The sequence below is a fragment of the Ramlibacter agri genome (genome assembly GCF_012927085.1).
GTDB lineage: Bacteria > Pseudomonadota > Gammaproteobacteria > Burkholderiales > Burkholderiaceae_C > Ramlibacter > Ramlibacter agri.
On the sequence record NZ_JABBFX010000002.1, the window covers coordinates 376,953 to 391,509 of the forward strand.

The following is a 14,557-nucleotide window of genomic DNA, read 5'->3' on the forward strand; positions in this document are numbered from 1 at the left end:
ACGACATACGCATGCAAGAACTCAAGACGGACATCCTGGTGGTAGGCGGCGGCCTCGGCGGCGTGGCTGCCGCATTGGGCGCGCTGGCCGGCGGCCGCTCGGTGGTGATGAGCGAGGAATACGACTGGATCGGCGGCCAGCTCACTTCGCAGGCGGTGCCGCCGGACGAACACACCTGGGTCGAGCAGTTCGGCGTCACGCGCCGTTACCGCGCGCTGCGCACCGGCATCCGCCAGTTCTATCGCGACCACTACCCGCTCACCGAGGCCAGCCGCGCCTGGGGCGACCTGAACCCGGGCGCCGGCTGGGTCAGCCGCCTCTGCGCCGAGCCGCGCGTGGGCCTGGCGGTGCTGCAAGCCATGCTGCTCCCCTACATCGGCGGCGGGCGCCTCACGATCCTGCAACCGTACCGGCCGGTGGGCGCCGAAACCGAAGGCGATCGCGTACGCGCCGTCACCCTGAAGCAGCGTGACACCGGCGAGACCGTGACGGTGCAGGCCGCCTACGTGATCGATGCCACCGAGACCGGCGAGCTGCTGCCGCTCACCGGCACCGAATACGCCGTCGGCTTCGAGAGCCAGGGCGACACCGGCGAGCCCAGCGCGCCCGCGCAGGCGCAGCCGCACAACGTGCAGGCGCTGTCGATCTGCTTCGCGGTGGACCACGTGGACGGCGACCAGGTCGGCGACAAGCCGCGCAACTACGACACCTGGCGCCGCTACCAGCCCGCCTTCTGGGGCGCGCCCATGCTGAGCTTCAAGGCGCCGCATCCGCGCACGCTGGAGGTCGTGGAGCGCGGCTTCACGCCCAACCCCGACGACGACCCGCTGCTGGTGGACGCCGACCAGCGCAAGGGTGGCGGCGACATGAACCTGTGGACCTTCCGGCGCATCGCCGCGCGGCGCAACTTCGTGCCCGGCGCCTATGCCTCGGACATCTGCCTGGTGAACTGGCCGATGATCGACTACCTCGAGGGCTCCATCCTCGACGTCAGCGAGGAAGAGAAGGCGCGCCACCTGCAGGCCGCAGCCGAACTCTCGCACTCGATGTTCTACTGGCTGCAGACCGAGGCGCCGCGCGCCGACGGCGGCCAGGGCTTCCGCGGCCTGCGCCTGCGCGGCGACATCACCGGCACCAGCCACGGCCTGGCCATGGCGCCCTACATCCGCGAAGGCCGGCGCCTGCTGGGCGTGACGCGCGTGCTGGAACAGGACCTGTCGTATGCCGTGCGCGGCGACCTGGGCGCGGTCAACTATCGCGACAGCGTGGGCGTGGGCATGTACCGCATCGACCTGCATCCGTCCACCGGCGGCGACAACTACATCGACGTGCCGTCCTGCCCCTTCCAGATCCCGCTGGGCGCGCTGCTGCCCCGGCGCATGACCAACCTGCTGGCCGGCGGCAAGAACATGGCCACCACCCACATCACCAACGGCTGCTACCGGCTGCACCCGGTGGAGTGGAACGTGGGCGAAGTGGCCGGCCTGCTGGCCGCGCATTGCCTGGCCACCGGCCGCACGCCGCACCAGGTGCAGGGCGGCGACGCGCAACTGGCCGAATTCCAGGCGCTGCTCGCACGCGAAGGCGTGGAGACGCGCTGGCCGTCCATCCACGCTTACTGACACACGCCAACAAAGAAGGAGACCAGCATGAGCCAACGATCCCTCCGCCTCCTGCCCAAGGCCCTCGGCCTGGCGGGCAGCCTCGCCCTTTGCCTCGCCTTCGCAAGCCAGGCCGCAGCACAGGAAGTGAAGCTGCGCATGACGATCTGGAGCGCCAACGAAGCGCACCTGAAGCTGTTCAACAGCATCGCGGAAGGCTTCAAGGCGCAGCAGCCGAACGTCAGCGTCACCTTCGAGCCGCTGCCCTTCGACAACTACACCACCGCGCTGACCACGCAGATCGCCGGCGGCAACGCGCCGGACATGGCCTGGATCTTCGAGACCTCGGCCCATGACTTCGTCAATTCTGGCGCGCTCTACCCGGTGGGCAAGACGCTCGCGGCCACGCCCGGCTACGCGCTGGCCGACGTGGCGCCCAGCGCCACCGAGCGCTGGACCAAGGACGGCACGCTCTACGCCTATCCTTTCTCCACCTCGCCCTTCGGCGTCTTCGTCAACAACGACCTGATCAAGCAGGCCGGCGCCAAGACGCCGGCGGAGCTGATCGCCGCCAACCAGTGGACCTGGCCCAACGCCATCGCCACCGCGCAGGCCGTGGCCGCCAAGAGCGGCAAGGGCGGGATCGTGGTGCGCGACTTCAACTACCAGGCCTGGCAGTTCCTGTCCTCCGTCTACTACGGCTGGGGCGCCTCGCCGTGGAGCGCGGACGGCAAGCGCTGCACCTTCGCCGACAAGCCGATGGTCGACGCACTGAACTTCGTGCACGACGCCGTGTTCGACAAGAAGGCCATGCCCGGCCCCGGCCAGAACGTCGACTTCTTCGCCGGCGACGCCGCGATGACCATCACGCAGATCAGCCGCGCCTCGCTGCTGCCCAAGGAGAAATCCTTCGACTGGGACCTGGTGCCGCTGCCGCGCGGCCCGATGGGCGACTACGCGATCGTCGGCCAGGCCGGCGTGGGCGTGTTGAAGCAAAGCAAGAACGCCGAGATGGCGGCGAAGTTCGTGGCCTACATGACCAACCCGGAGAACTCGGCGAAGCTCGCGCAGTTCTTCCCCTCGGCACGCCGCTCGCTGCTCAACGCCGACACGCTGGGCAAGACCAACGCGCGCCTGTCGCCGGCGCAGTTGGACAAGGTGGTGGTCAGCGGCATCTCCACCGGCAAGCTGATGCCGGGGCACACCGACTTCGCCCGCCTGCAGCAGATGGTGCGCGCCGGCCTCGACCCGGTCTGGCAGCCCAAGGCGGACATTCCGGCGGCGATGAAATCGATCTGCGCGCAGATCGGCCCGCTGCTGGCGAAGTAAGCGATGCAGGAGGCCCGGCCTTTCTGGACCCTGGCGCGGCGCGAGGCCCTGGCCGGCGGCCTGTTCGTGGCGCCGCAGCTCGCCGGCGTGCTGGTCTTCGTGCTGGCGCCGCTGGCGCTGGTGTTCTGGTATTCGCTGCACGAGTGGAACGTGCTGGCCAACACTTTCGAGTTCACCGGCGCGCAGAACTACCAGGACCTGCTGCAGGACGCGACCTTGCCGCCGGTGCTGGCGGCCTCGGCCGTGTTTGCCGCCGGCCTGGTCGTTTTCAACCTGAGCCTGGCGCTGCTGCTGGCGGTGCTGTTGAACCAGAAGCTGGTGGGCATCACCGCCTTCCGCACCCTCTTCTTCTCGCCGGTGGTCGTTTCACTGGTGGCGTGGACCATCGTCTGGGGCTTCCTGCTGCAGGCCAACGGCGGCATCAACGGCGTGCTGAAGCTGGCCGGCATCGAAGGGCCCAACTGGTTGCGCATGCCGGCCACCGCGATGGCTTCGGTGATCGTGGTGCAGGTGTTCAAGAACGTGGGCCTGAACATGATCCTGTTGCTGGCCGCCTTGCAAGGCGTGCCGCGCGAACTCTATGAGGCGGCGCGCATCGACGGCGCCAGCGCGTGGCGGCAGTTCCGCCGCATCACCTTGCCGATGATCAGCCCCACCATCCTGCTCACCTCGGTCATCACGGTGGTGGGCGCGCTGCAGGTGTTCGCGCAGATCGCGGTGCTGACGCAGGGCGGACCCGGCCATTCGACCACGGTGCTGGTGTACTACCTCTATCAGCAGACCTTCCAGTTCCACCGCTTCGGCTACGGTTCCACCTTGGCCATCGTGCTGTTCGCCATCGTGGCGCTGCTCACGCTGGCGCAGTGGCAGTTGCGCAAGCGCTTCGTCTTCCACGAGCAGTCCTGATGCAAGGCCGCCTTTCCCCGCGCACCCAGGCGGCCCTGTACGGGCTCATGTGCCTGCTGCTGGTGCCTTTCGTGTTCCCGACCTGGTGGATGGTGACGTCCTCGGTCAAGCCGATCAGCGAGATCTTCGCCTTCCCGCCGCAGCTGTGGCCGGCGCACGCGGACTTCAGCAGCTACCAGCAGGTGTTCAAGCTGCAGCCCTTCGCGCGCCAGTACTGGAACTCGGCCTGGATCGCCGCGGTGGTGACGCTGGGCACCTTGGGCGTCGCGTCCATGGCGGGCTATGCCTTCGCGCGCATCCGCTTCCCGGGCGCCAACGCGCTGTTCGTGGTGGTGCTGACTGGGCTGCTGATCCCCTCGGAAGTGACCATCGTGCCGCTGTTCCAGATGTTCCGCGCGCTCGGCCTCGTCAACACGCACTGGCCGCTGGTGCTGATCCCGATCTTCGGCGCGCCCTGCGTGTTCGCCACTTTCATCATGCGGCAGTTCTACATCACGCTGCCGGCCGAACTGGAAGAGGCGGCGCGGGTGGACGGCCTGGGCCGCTTCAAGATCTTCCGCACCATCGCCTTGCCGCTGGCGCGCCCGGCGCTGGCCTCCGTGGCGATCTTCACTTTCCTGCACAGCTGGAACCTGTACCTGGAACCGATCGTGTTCCTGTCCACGCCCACGCTGTTCACGCTGCCGCAGGCGCTGACGCAGTTCACCGACGCTTATGGCGGCCCCATGTGGAACATCCAGCTGGCCGCCGCCACGCTGACGGCATTGCCGGTGCTGCTGGTGTTCGTGGTCGCGCAGAAGCAGTTCATCGAAGGCCTAGCCCATACCGGGCTCAAGGGCTGACCTCCATCTCCTGATTCATCCTCCATGGCCGCAGTCGTTTTCTCCCAGGTCCAGAAGCGTTTTGCCAGCACCCCCGTGATCCACGGCATCGACCTCGCCATCCGCGATGGCGAGTTCATCGCGCTGGTGGGCCCTTCGGGCTGCGGCAAGTCGACGCTGCTGCGCCTGCTGGCCGGCCTGGAAACCGTGAGCAGCGGGCGCATCGCCATCGGCGCGCGGGACGTCACCGAGCTGGACCCCAAGGACCGCGACATCGCGATGGTGTTCCAGAACTACGCGCTGTATCCGCACATGACGGTGGCGGCCAACATGGCCTTCTCGCTGGAACACCGCGGCCGGCCACGCGCGGAGATCGCCGAGCGCGTGGGCTGGGCGGCGCAGATTCTCGGCCTGTCCGCGTTGCTGGAACGTTATCCGCGCCAGCTCTCGGGCGGGCAGCGCCAGCGCGTGGCCATGGGGCGCGCCATCGTGCGCAACCCGCAGGTCTTCCTGTTCGACGAGCCGCTGTCCAACCTGGACGCCAAGCTGCGCATCGTGATGCGCGGCGAGATCAAGGCGCTGCACCGCAAGCTGGGCACGACGATGGTCTACGTCACGCACGACCAGGTGGAGGCCATGACCATGGCCGACCGCATCGTCGTGCTGCATGGCGGCCGCATCGAGCAGGTGGGCACGCCGCTGGAACTGTTCGACCGGCCGGCCAACCGCTTCGTCGCCGGCTTCATCGGCTCGCCCGCCATGAATTTCATCGAGGGCCGCTGCACCGCGCACGGCTTCGAGGCCGATGGCGTGCTGCTGCCGCTGCCCGTGATGGATGGCTTGCCCGGCCAGGCCGCCAGCTATGGCATCCGTCCCGAGCATTTCGAGCGCTGCGCGCCGGGTGAAGGCGTGGCCGCGCAAGTCCAAGGCGTGGAGCCTCTCGGCTCGGACACGCAGCTCAACCTGCGCCTGGCCGGCGCGGACGTGGTGGCGCTCTTCCACGAACGGCTCGCCGTGCAGCCCGGGGACACGCTCCACCTGCGGCCCCGGCTGGAGGCCGTGCACCTGTTCGACGCGGAGAGCGGACAGCGCCTCGGGCCGATGTGAAGCGCAGCTAGAACATCGTCTCCTGGTACCTGTCGTTCTTGCCATCCCGCCGCGGCTGCAGCAGCTGCACCTCCGGCTCCACCGACGCATCCACCTGGTACTCCTTGCCGCATTCGGGGCAGGCGTATTCCTCGCGGTGGTCGCCTTGCTGGCCGTGCGGCGCCAGCACGCGGAAGCGCGCGCCGCAGTAGAGGCAGGATTTCTCGAAGATGCTGACCGCCAGGCCGGCTTCGTCGTCACCCGGTTCCATGCGAACCAGTATGCGCCCGGCCCCGGCCTGCTTCAAGACGGCTTTACCTACGCTAACGACTCCAGCGCCATCATGCCGGCCGCGGTGTTGGAGATGGGAATGTGATAGTTCGTATGCACCTTGCGCACCGCGCCCGGCACCGCGCCGCGCGTGGCCAGCCACATCAGCAGTTCCACGCCCTGGGTGCCGGTCTTCTCCACCAGCTCATGGATGCTGAACTGCGTGGCCCATTCGGGGTCGTGCACCAGGCTGTCCATGAACTTCAGGTCGAAGGGCTTGTTGATGAAGCCCGCCCGCTCGCCATCGAGCTGGTGCGACAGGCCGCCGGTGCCGATCACCACAACCTTCTTGTCGCTGTTCCAGGAAGCGATGGCCTCGCCCACGGCCTGGCCTAGCGCATAGCAGCGGCGCGCGCTCGGCAAGGGGAACTGCACGGTGTTGATGCACACCGGCACCACCGTCACCGGGCACGCTTCCGGCCAGAACAGCTTCAGCGGCAAGGTGAAGGCGTGGTCCACCAGCATCTCCTGGCAGGTGGTGATGTCGAACTCGCGCGCGATGAGATGTTCGATGACGTGCCACGACAGGTCCACCTGGCCGGTGAAGGGGGGCAGCGTGGGGATGCCCCAGCCCTCGTCGGCGTTGCGGTACTCCGGTGCGGCGCCCACGGCGAAAGTGGGCATCTTGTCGAGGAAAAAGTTCAGGCCGTGGTCGTTGTAGAAGACGACCGCGACATCCGGCTTCACGTCCGCGAGCCACTCGCGCACCGGCAGGAAGCCGTCGAAGAAGGGCTTCCAATAGGGCTCGCCCTGCAAGCCCTTGGCGATGGCGCCGCCGATGGCGGGCACGTGGGAGGTGGTGAGTCCACCGACGATTCGGGCCATGTCTCTTCTCCTGTCAGTGGATCACTTGTTCGTTGGCGCGCACCAGCATCGCCTTGAAGTCCTGCTTGCTCATGCCGGTCTGCGCGGCGCCGAGGTCCTGCACGTCCAGGCCCAGGATGCCGGCGAACTTGGCGAGGTAGTAGACGTTGCCACCCGCGGCCAGCAGGCCCAGCACGTCACGCTTGCGGATGGCTTCGGCCTGCGGCGCGGTGAGCTGGAAGCGCGCCATGTAGCCCTCCTCGTCCGCCTTGAAGGCCGCGCGGTTGCCCGCGTCGTTGAACGAGAAGCACATCTTGTTCAGGGCATAGCCTTTGGCGGCCTGGATGCCGTCGAAGATGGTCGTGCCCGGGATGGGTTGGGGTTGTGCCATGCGAAGTCTCCTTCGCAAGAAGTATTGGCGCGCGGGCCGCCGCGCCGGCTGACGCAAGTCAAGGTTTGCTCGTTCAGCGACCCACGAAGTCGGGCTTGCGCTTCGCCAGGAAGGCCGCCCAGCCGATGCGGAAGTCCTCGGTGTCGAAGCAGGCGTAGCACTCGCGCTCCTCGGCTTCGCTGATGGGCCGCGGGTCGGCCAGGCGCCGCGCGAACTTCTTGTGCCAGCGCGCCACCAGCGGCGCGCCTTCGGCGATGCGCTGCGCCGCGGCCGCCGCCTCCGCCGCGACCTCGGCATCGGGCACGACGCGCGTCACCAGGCGCTTGTCCTTCGCCTCCGCCGCGCCGAACACGCGGCCTTCCAGCAGGATCTCCAGCGCCGCGTCGGCGCCGGCCAGGCGCACCAGCGGCGCCATCTCGGCATAGGCTTCCACCAGCCCCAGGTTCTTCACCGGCACGCCGAAGCGGCCGGACTCGCCGCAGATGCGGATGTCGCACAGCGACGCGATCAGCAGCCCGCCGCCGACGCACAGGCCGTGGATCTGCGCGAGCAGCGGATGCCGGCAGTTCTCCATGCTCGCGACCACCGCGCGCACCAGGCGGCCGTAGTCGGCGGCCTGCGCGGCGTTGGAGCGCTCGCGCTCGAACTCGCTGATGTCGGCGCCGGGGCAGAAGGCCTTTTCGCCGGCGCCGCGCACGACGATGCAGCGCACGCCGTCGTCGGCCGAGAGCGTGTCCACGGCGGCGGCGAGCGCCTGCCACATGGACTTGTTCATCGCGTTCAGCTTGTCGGGACGATTGAGCACCACCGTGGCGATGGGGCCGCTGCGCTCTACGAGGATGGCTTCGGTCATGCCGCGAGCATAGCCGCGGGCGCCGGCCAGGCCCGCACGCCCTGCCAGCTGCTGCCGTGCGCCTGCTGCTCCAGCGTCTCCAGCAGCAGCGCCTTCACGGCCAGCAGGTGGGGCGACTGCGGCGCGGCGATGGCGGTGGCCACCGAAACCGGCCGCGAGAGCGCGGGATTCACCAGCCGCGCCACCGGCAGGTCCGCCGGCTGCGTGCCACCGAGCATCGACATGGGCAGCACCGTTGCGCCTATGCCCGCGCGCACCAGCTGCACCATCGTCCAGGGCGAGGACGCTTCCGTCACCACCTGCGGCGTGACGCCGCGCGCGGCGCATTCGCGGTCGAACAGCGTGCGCAGGCTGTTGGGCCGCGCCGGCATCACCATGCGCGCGCCATCCAGGCGATCCAGGTCGACTTCGCCGCCCGCCTCGCCGCGCAGGCCGACGACGAACAGGTCTTCCTCCAGCACCGGCAGCACCTGCATGCCGGAGGACTCGTACTCGCCCAGCATCACGCAGATGTCCACGCGGCCGCGCAGCAGCATCTCGCCCAGGTGGGCGCCGGGGCTTTCCAGCAGTTCCAGCGTGATGCCGGGATAGCGCTCGCGCACCGCGTTCACCAGCGGCACGGCCAGCATGTTGGCGGCGCTGGCAGCCGTGCCGAGCACCACGTGCCCCGACGGCGAAGACAGGTCCTCCTGGCCGATGGCGCGCAGCGCGTCCATCATCTTCAGGGTTTCCTTGGCGCGCCGGCAGAACTCCAGGCCGGTGGCCGTGGGCACCACGCCGCGCGAGCTGCGGCTCAGGAGCTGGCAGCCGACCAGGTCTTCCATCTGCCGGACCTGCACGCTCAACGCCGGTTGGGCGATGTGCAGCACCGCCGCGGCGCGCGCGATGCTGCCGGTCTCGACGACCGTCACGAAATTCCTCAAGCGGCGCGAATCCATGAGCCCCGAACCAGATAGCAGTGGCTATCGTAATCCGCGATAGGGCTAAAGCAAACGCGTATTTTCCCGGGCAGCTCGGCTTCACTACGATGCAGCGCGATGACGAACGAAGCGACGGTCCCGGGCTGGCAGCCCCTGAAGGGCGTGCGGGTGCTGGAACTCGCGCAGATCATGGCGGGCCCGGTGGCGGGCCTGATGCTCGCGGACCTCGGCGCCGACGTGGTGAAGGTGGAGAAGTTCCCCGGCGGCGACGACGCCCGCGGCTTCAACAGCAAGGGCGCCCACGACATGCCGCCCAACTTCGAGGTCCTCAATCGCGGCAAGCGCTCCGTCGCCATCAACCTGAAGACGGACGAAGGCCGCGAGTCGCTGCGCCGCATGGTGGCGCAGGCCGACGTGCTGACCGAGAACTTCCGGCCCGGCACGCTGGAAGGCCTGGGCCTGGGCGTGAAGCAGCTGCTCGAGATCAATCCGCGCCTCATCTACTGCAGCGTCAGCGGCTACGGCAGCCGCGGCCCGCTGGCCGAACGCGGCGGCTTCGACCTGATCCTGCAGGCCTTCTGCGGCCTGATCAGCGTGACCGGCGAGCCCGGCCGGCCGCCGGTGAAGCCGGGCGTCTCCATCGCCGACGTCAACGCCGGCATCCTGGCCGCAATGGGCGTGCTGGGCGCCTACGTGCACGTGCTGCGCACCGGGCAGGGCCAGCACGTGGAGACCTCGCTGCTGCAGGCCTCCATGCAGCAGCTTTACTGGTATGCGGCCCTGTTCTTCTCCGGCGGCACGGTGCCGGAGCGCCTGGGCACCGCCCACCCGGTGACCGCGCCCTACCAGACCTTCCGCTGCGCCGACGGCGAGATCGCCATCGGCGGCGCCAACGAATCGAACTGGCTGCGCCTTTGCGAAGTGCTGGGCCACCCCGAATGGCGCACGGATCCGCGCTTCGCTTCGGGCAGGGACCGCCTGGACCACCGCGAGGCGCTGAAGGAATGCATCGACGCGGCGCTGGCCGGCCAGACCCGCGCCCACTGGGAAGCCACGCTCAGCGCCGCCGGCGTGCCGGCCGGGCCGGTGCAGTCGGTGGCCGAAGCGCTGTCGCATCCGCAGGCGCGCGCGATGGACATCGTGGTCGACGCCCAGACCGTCGACGGCGGCAGCCGGCCCATGATCGGCCTGCCCATGCACTTCAGCGGCCGCAATGCGCCGGCCACGACGCCCGCCCCGCGCCTGGGCCAGCACACCGGCGAGGTGCTGGCGGAGTTCGGCTTCACCGAGGCGGAGATCCGCGAACTGCTGGCGCGCCGCTGCGCGCTGCAAGCCGGCCAATGAATCCTGGAGCACCCGAGATGAACAAGCAAGACGAAAAGACGCTGCCCGTGCTGCACGAGGCCGTCGTGCCCATCGAGATGATGCTGGCCACGGTGGCCAAGACCCTCTGTTCCGCCGTGTTCGTGTCCGGCCGCGACCCGCAGGAGGCGATCGGCGCCAGCTGCCTGTGGTCGCTGAAGGCGCAGCTGCTGCCGGACGCGCTGGCGCAGCACGCGCGCTGGCACGTGGACCGCGATGCCCGTCGCGTCGACATCGCCATCGAACTCACGCCCACGGTGGCCGACGACCTGCTGGCCGCGCATCGCGCGGTCCACTCGGGCTTCGAGGCCGACTGGGCCAAGGAGAAGGCGCGCCTCGTCGGCCTGCGCAGCGTCAAGCGCAGCGCGCAGTTCACCGGCGGCCAGGGCAGCCTGATCCTGCCGCGCGACGGCGAGCTGCGCCTGCACTTCGACCCCGAGAACGTGCCGCACGGCCCCGCCTCCAGCGCCGGCTGGCCGGTGCCGGGTGAAGCTCCGGCTTCCGTGCGCGCCGCGGTGGCGCAGGCGCTGGAAGCGCCCTTCGCCGACCCCGACGCCTACCACGCGGCGGTGCTGGTGGTGCACAAGGGCCAGATCGTCGGCGAGCGCTATCGGGCCGGCGTCGGCCCCGACAGCCCGCTGGAAAGCTGGTCCATGGGCAAGAGCACCATGGGCACGCTGATCGGCATGCTCATCGGCCAGGGCGCGCTGCGCCTCGACGAGCGCGCGCCGATCACGGAATGGCACCACCCCGGCGACCCGCGCCGCGAGATCACGCTGCGCCACCTGCTGAACATGTCCAGCGGCCTGCGCTGCACCGGCCAGGACGACACGCGCGAGACCTGGCGCTACGGCCTGCCGGAGCACTTCCTGCCCTATGCGGAATCGCTCAACGCCGCCGAGTGGGCCATCGAAAGGCCGCTGGAACACGCGCCCGACACCGTGGGCCGCTACCGCAACTGCGATCCCCTGAGCCTGGCGAAGATCTTCCGCGAAACCGTGCTGAAGCTCGGGGGTGACCCGCTCACCTGGCCGCAGACGCACTTGTTCGACCGCATCGGCATGCAGGGCTTCGTGCTGGAGACGGACCGCTGGGGCCACTTCATCATCAGTGGCTTCGACTACGGCACCGCACGCGACTGGGCGCGCCTGGGCCTGCTGTACCTGAACGACGGCGTGTGGAACGGCCGGCGCATCCTGCCCGAAGGCTGGGTGCAGTTCGCGACGGCGCCGGCCCCGGCCTGGAAGAACCGCGAATACGGCGCGCAGATCTGGCTGAACAGCATGGGCGAGATCGCGCTGCCTGCCGACACCTACTATTTCGCCGGCGGCGGCGGCCAGTACGTGCTGGTCGTGCCTTCGATGGACCTCGTGGTCGTGCGCATGGGCCATACGCGCGGCTGGGAGACGGCCAAGGACAAGGTCAACGTGCTGCTGCAGGGCGTGACGGCGGCGCTGGCCGGGGGCGGCGCGCGATGAAGCTGTACTTCCCGCCCCGCGGCGAGTGGGCGCAGGTGGCGCCCGCCGAAGCCGGCATGTCGGCCGCGGCGCTCGACGGCGCCGCCAGCTGCGCGCTGGAACACGATTCGACCTGGCCCTACAGCCTGTACCTGCCGGACGGCCGCTACATCGGCACCGCCTACGTCGGCGACAAGCCGCCGCACGACCAGCCGATCGGCGTGGTCAAGCCGCGCGGCGGCCCGGCCGGCGTGGTGATCCGCGGCGGCCGCATGGTGGCGCAGTGGGGCGATATAGCGCGCGCCGATACCACCTACTCCGCCGCCAAGAGCTACGTGGCGCTGGCCGCCGGCATCGCCTTCGACGAAGGCCTGATCCGCTCGCTGGACGACCGCGTGGCCGACTACCGGCTGGACGGCGCCTTCGACGACTCGCACAACAGCGCCATCACCTGGCGCCACCTGCTGCAGCAGACCAGCGAGTGGCAGGGCAGCGTGTGGGGCAAGCCGGACAGCGTGGACCACAACCGCCAGGCCGGCTCGCACGCCGCCGACAACAGCAACAAGGGCACGCTGCGCCAGCTGGAGCCGCCCGGCAGCCGCTGGGAATACAACGACGTGCGCGTGAACCGCACGGCTCTGTGCCTCACGCAGCTGTTCCGCCGCTCGCTGGCGGACGTGCTGCGCGAGTGCGTGATGGACCCGATCGGCGCCTCGTCCGGCTGGGAATGGCGCGGCTACGACAACGCGCGCATCGCCTGCGACGGCCGCGAGGTGGAGTCGGTGTCCGGCGGCGGCCACTGGGGCGGCGGCCTGTTCATCTCCGCCCAGGACCACGCGCGCGTCGCGCTGCTGGTGGCGCGCGGCGGCAACTGGGGCGGCCGGCAACTCATCTCGCGCCGCTACCTGGCGGAGATGACGCAGCCCGCGCCGGCCAACGCGCAATACGGCTTCATGTGGTGGCTCAACACCGGCCGCCAGCTCTTTCCCTCGGTGCCGGAAGACGGCGTGTTCGCGCTGGGCGGCGGCCAGCACATGGTGTGGGTCGCGCCTTCGCTGGACCTCGTGGCCGTCACGCGCTGGACCGACAAGCCGCACTGCGACGCCCTGCTCGGGAAGATCGCCGCCGCCTGCGGCCGACAATACGCACAAGGAGACCAGACATGACCAGCAGAAGAGCCTTCCACCGCACGATGCTCGCCGGCGCCGCGGCAGCCATGGGCGGCCCGGTGCTCGCCCAGCCCAAGCCGCGCAACGGCGGCACCCTCGTCTACGCCGCCGGCTCCGCCACGCAGACGCTGGACCCGCAGTTCATCACCGACGTCACCACCTTCCGCGCCGTCGGCAGCATGTACGAGGCGCTGACCCGGCAGGACGAGGAAGGCCGGATCGTCCCCGGCCTTGCGCTTTCGTGGACGCTGTCGCCCGACAAGCGCACCTGGACCTTCAAGCTGCGCCCGGGCGTGACATTCCACGATGGTTCACCCTTCGACGCGCAGGCCGTCAAGTTCAGCTACGACCGCCTGCTGAACCCGGCCACCGGTTCGCCGCGCCGCAGCACGCTGGAGATGGTGGAGTCCACCGCGGTGGTGGACGACCTCACCTTCCGCCTGACGACCAAGGAGCCGTTCGCGCCGCTGCTGTCGCAGCTGAGCGCCTACAACGTCTACATCCTGAGCCCCTCCTTCGTGCAGAAGCAGGGCGCCAATTTCAGCAAGGCCGCGTCGGGCACCGGTCCCTTCAAGCTGCAAAGCTGGCAGCCGGGCGAGAAGCTCACGGTGGTGCGCAACGACAAGTACTGGGGCGAGAAGGCCAGGCTCGACGCCGTCGTGTTCAGCGTCGTGCCCGAGGACTCGGCCCGCACCCTGCTGCTCCTGAGCGGCCAGGCCGACGTGATCTCCGAGCTGCCCTACGTGATGGTCAAGAAGCTGGGCGCGCTGGACGCCGTGCGCGTGGTGCGCAAGCCCGGCTACCGCACCATCTACCTGGGCATGAACATGAACGTGGCGCCCTTCAACGACCTGCGCGTGCGCCAGGCGGTCGGCTACGCCATCAACAAGCCCGCGCTGGTGCAGGGCGTGCTGAGCGGCATCGGCTCGCTGGGCGGCTCGCTGGAGGCCGCCTCGATCGAGGGCTCCGCCAAGGAGCTGCAGCCCTATCCCTACGACCCGGTCAAGGCGAAGAAGCTGCTGGCCGAGGCCGGCTTCCCCAACGGCTTCAGCACCGACTTCATGGTGCCGACCGGGCGCTACAACATGGACCGGCAGGTGGGCGAGGCCATCCAGGGCCAGCTCGCCGCGGTGGGCATCAAGGCCAACATCCAGTCGCCCGAATTCGGCGCCTACCTCGCGGCGCTGAACAAGGGCAAGGTGCCCATGTTCATGAGCGGCAAGGGCAGCCCGACCGGCGACATGGACTTCACCCAGACCCTGATGAGCCACAGCGCCGGCAAGATGAACTACTGGGGCATCAAGGACCCCGAGGTGGACAAGCTGGTGCTGCAGCAGCGCACGGCGGTCGATCCCAAGGAGCGCCACCGCCTGCTCGCCGAACTGCAGGCCAAGGTCTACCAGCAGGAACCGCACGTCACCCTCTACTACGAGGACCAGGTGTCCGCCACGCGCTCGAACGTGCACGACGTCAAGGTGTATGTGAACGAATTCATCGACTTCAGCAAGGCCTGGAAGGCCTGAGGGAC

At 69.2% G+C, this 14,557-nt stretch carries 14 protein-coding genes; 9 read left to right on the forward strand and 5 right to left on the reverse strand.

Going from position 1 to position 14,557, the window contains the following annotated elements; genetic code table 11:
• Nucleotides 1-11: 11 nt before the first annotated feature.
• The 5 genes from HHL11_RS20305 to HHL11_RS20325 are packed head-to-tail and all read left to right on the forward strand — an operon-like array spanning nt 12 to nt 5,764.
• A complete protein-coding gene (locus HHL11_RS20305) occupies nt 12-1,622 on the forward strand; it encodes an FAD-dependent oxidoreductase (protein WP_169420385.1) in 1,611 nt (536 codons plus the stop codon).
• 27 nt (nt 1,623-1,649) lie between these two features.
• Nucleotides 1,650-2,930, forward strand: coding sequence for an ABC transporter substrate-binding protein (locus HHL11_RS20310; protein ID WP_169420386.1), 1,281 nt, complete (start codon nt 1,650-1,652; stop codon nt 2,928-2,930).
• 3 nt (nt 2,931-2,933) lie between these two features.
• Complete coding sequence (locus HHL11_RS20315) at nt 2,934-3,836, forward strand: carbohydrate ABC transporter permease (protein ID WP_169420387.1); 903 nt, start codon at nt 2,934-2,936, stop codon at nt 3,834-3,836.
• Nucleotides 3,836-4,678, forward strand: a complete 843-nt coding sequence (locus HHL11_RS20320; RefSeq protein WP_169420388.1) for a carbohydrate ABC transporter permease — start codon at nt 3,836-3,838, stop codon at nt 4,676-4,678. The genes HHL11_RS20315 and HHL11_RS20320 overlap by 1 nt, the downstream gene beginning before the upstream one ends.
• A 24-nt stretch (nt 4,679-4,702) precedes the next feature.
• Nucleotides 4,703-5,764: an ABC transporter ATP-binding protein gene (locus HHL11_RS20325; protein WP_169420389.1), complete on the forward strand. Its 1,062-nt coding sequence runs from the start codon at nt 4,703-4,705 to the stop codon at nt 5,762-5,764.
• 7 nt (nt 5,765-5,771) lie between these two features.
• On the opposite strand, the gene HHL11_RS20330 is transcribed toward HHL11_RS20325, so the two are convergent.
• From HHL11_RS20330 to HHL11_RS20350, 5 genes are all read right to left on the reverse strand, one after another.
• Nucleotides 5,772-6,014 carry a hypothetical protein gene (locus tag HHL11_RS20330; RefSeq protein WP_169420390.1) on the reverse strand — a complete coding sequence of 81 codons (243 nt, stop codon included), beginning with the start codon at nt 6,012-6,014 and terminating at the stop codon, nt 5,772-5,774.
• Nucleotides 6,015-6,061: 47 nt separating this feature from the next.
• Nucleotides 6,062-6,898 (reverse strand): class III extradiol dioxygenase family protein, encoded by an 837-nt coding sequence (locus HHL11_RS20335; protein ID WP_169420391.1) that lies wholly within the window; start codon nt 6,896-6,898, stop codon nt 6,062-6,064.
• 13 nt (nt 6,899-6,911) lie between these two features.
• Nucleotides 6,912-7,268, reverse strand: coding sequence for a protocatechuate 4,5-dioxygenase subunit alpha (locus HHL11_RS20340; RefSeq protein ID WP_169420392.1), 357 nt, complete (start codon nt 7,266-7,268; stop codon nt 6,912-6,914).
• A 73-nt stretch (nt 7,269-7,341) separates the two neighbouring features.
• On the reverse strand, nt 7,342-8,121 hold the full coding sequence (locus HHL11_RS20345; RefSeq protein WP_169420393.1) for an enoyl-CoA hydratase-related protein: 780 nt from the start codon (nt 8,119-8,121) through the stop codon (nt 7,342-7,344).
• Nucleotides 8,118-9,059, reverse strand: coding sequence for a LysR substrate-binding domain-containing protein (locus tag HHL11_RS20350; RefSeq protein WP_240980351.1), 942 nt, complete (start codon nt 9,057-9,059; stop codon nt 8,118-8,120). Before HHL11_RS20350 ends, HHL11_RS20345 begins: the two co-directional genes overlap by 4 nt.
• A gap of 99 nt (nt 9,060-9,158) precedes the next feature.
• Between HHL11_RS20350 and HHL11_RS20355 the strand changes: the two genes are divergently transcribed.
• From HHL11_RS20355 to HHL11_RS20370, 4 genes are read left to right on the forward strand one after another with little or no spacing between them, the layout of a single operon-like run.
• Nucleotides 9,159-10,385: a CaiB/BaiF CoA transferase family protein gene (locus HHL11_RS20355; protein WP_169420395.1), complete on the forward strand. Its 1,227-nt coding sequence runs from the start codon at nt 9,159-9,161 to the stop codon at nt 10,383-10,385.
• Nucleotides 10,386-10,402: 17 nt separating this feature from the next.
• On the forward strand, nt 10,403-11,881 hold the full coding sequence (locus tag HHL11_RS20360; protein ID WP_169420396.1) for a serine hydrolase domain-containing protein: 1,479 nt from the start codon (nt 10,403-10,405) through the stop codon (nt 11,879-11,881).
• Nucleotides 11,878-13,026: a serine hydrolase domain-containing protein gene (locus tag HHL11_RS20365; RefSeq protein ID WP_169420397.1), complete on the forward strand. Its 1,149-nt coding sequence runs from the start codon at nt 11,878-11,880 to the stop codon at nt 13,024-13,026. The genes HHL11_RS20360 and HHL11_RS20365 overlap by 4 nt, the downstream gene beginning before the upstream one ends.
• The gene (locus HHL11_RS20370) at nt 13,023-14,552 is read left to right on the forward strand and encodes an ABC transporter substrate-binding protein (protein WP_169420398.1); all 1,530 of its coding nucleotides are present in this window, start codon (nt 13,023-13,025) and stop codon (nt 14,550-14,552) included. The genes HHL11_RS20365 and HHL11_RS20370 overlap by 4 nt, the downstream gene beginning before the upstream one ends.
• Nucleotides 14,553-14,557 lie beyond the last annotated feature (5 nt).

Excerpts from the sequence above, each read along its gene's own strand:
- HHL11_RS20310 (WP_169420386.1), top strand. The coding sequence starts at position 1,650 with ATGAGCCAACGATCCCTCCGCCTCCTGCCCAAGGCCCTCGGCCTGGCG.
- HHL11_RS20350 (WP_240980351.1), bottom strand. The coding sequence starts at position 9,059 with ATGGATTCGCGCCGCTTGAGGAATTTCGTGACGGTCGTCGAGACCGGC.
- HHL11_RS20345 (WP_169420393.1), bottom strand. The coding sequence starts at position 8,121 with ATGACCGAAGCCATCCTCGTAGAGCGCAGCGGCCCCATCGCCACGGTG.
- HHL11_RS20325 (WP_169420389.1), top strand. The coding sequence starts at position 4,703 with ATGGCCGCAGTCGTTTTCTCCCAGGTCCAGAAGCGTTTTGCCAGCACC.
- HHL11_RS20360 (WP_169420396.1), top strand. The coding sequence starts at position 10,403 with ATGAACAAGCAAGACGAAAAGACGCTGCCCGTGCTGCACGAGGCCGTC.
- HHL11_RS20315 (WP_169420387.1), top strand. The coding sequence starts at position 2,934 with ATGCAGGAGGCCCGGCCTTTCTGGACCCTGGCGCGGCGCGAGGCCCTG.
- HHL11_RS20335 (WP_169420391.1), bottom strand. The coding sequence starts at position 6,898 with ATGGCCCGAATCGTCGGTGGACTCACCACCTCCCACGTGCCCGCCATC.
- HHL11_RS20305 (WP_169420385.1), top strand. The coding sequence starts at position 12 with ATGCAAGAACTCAAGACGGACATCCTGGTGGTAGGCGGCGGCCTCGGC.
- HHL11_RS20365 (WP_169420397.1), top strand. The coding sequence starts at position 11,878 with ATGAAGCTGTACTTCCCGCCCCGCGGCGAGTGGGCGCAGGTGGCGCCC.
- HHL11_RS20340 (WP_169420392.1), bottom strand. The coding sequence starts at position 7,268 with ATGGCACAACCCCAACCCATCCCGGGCACGACCATCTTCGACGGCATC.
- HHL11_RS20320 (WP_169420388.1), top strand. The coding sequence starts at position 3,836 with ATGCAAGGCCGCCTTTCCCCGCGCACCCAGGCGGCCCTGTACGGGCTC.
- HHL11_RS20330 (WP_169420390.1), bottom strand. The coding sequence starts at position 6,014 with ATGGAACCGGGTGACGACGAAGCCGGCCTGGCGGTCAGCATCTTCGAG.
- HHL11_RS20355 (WP_169420395.1), top strand. The coding sequence starts at position 9,159 with ATGACGAACGAAGCGACGGTCCCGGGCTGGCAGCCCCTGAAGGGCGTG.
- HHL11_RS20370 (WP_169420398.1), top strand. The coding sequence starts at position 13,023 with ATGACCAGCAGAAGAGCCTTCCACCGCACGATGCTCGCCGGCGCCGCG.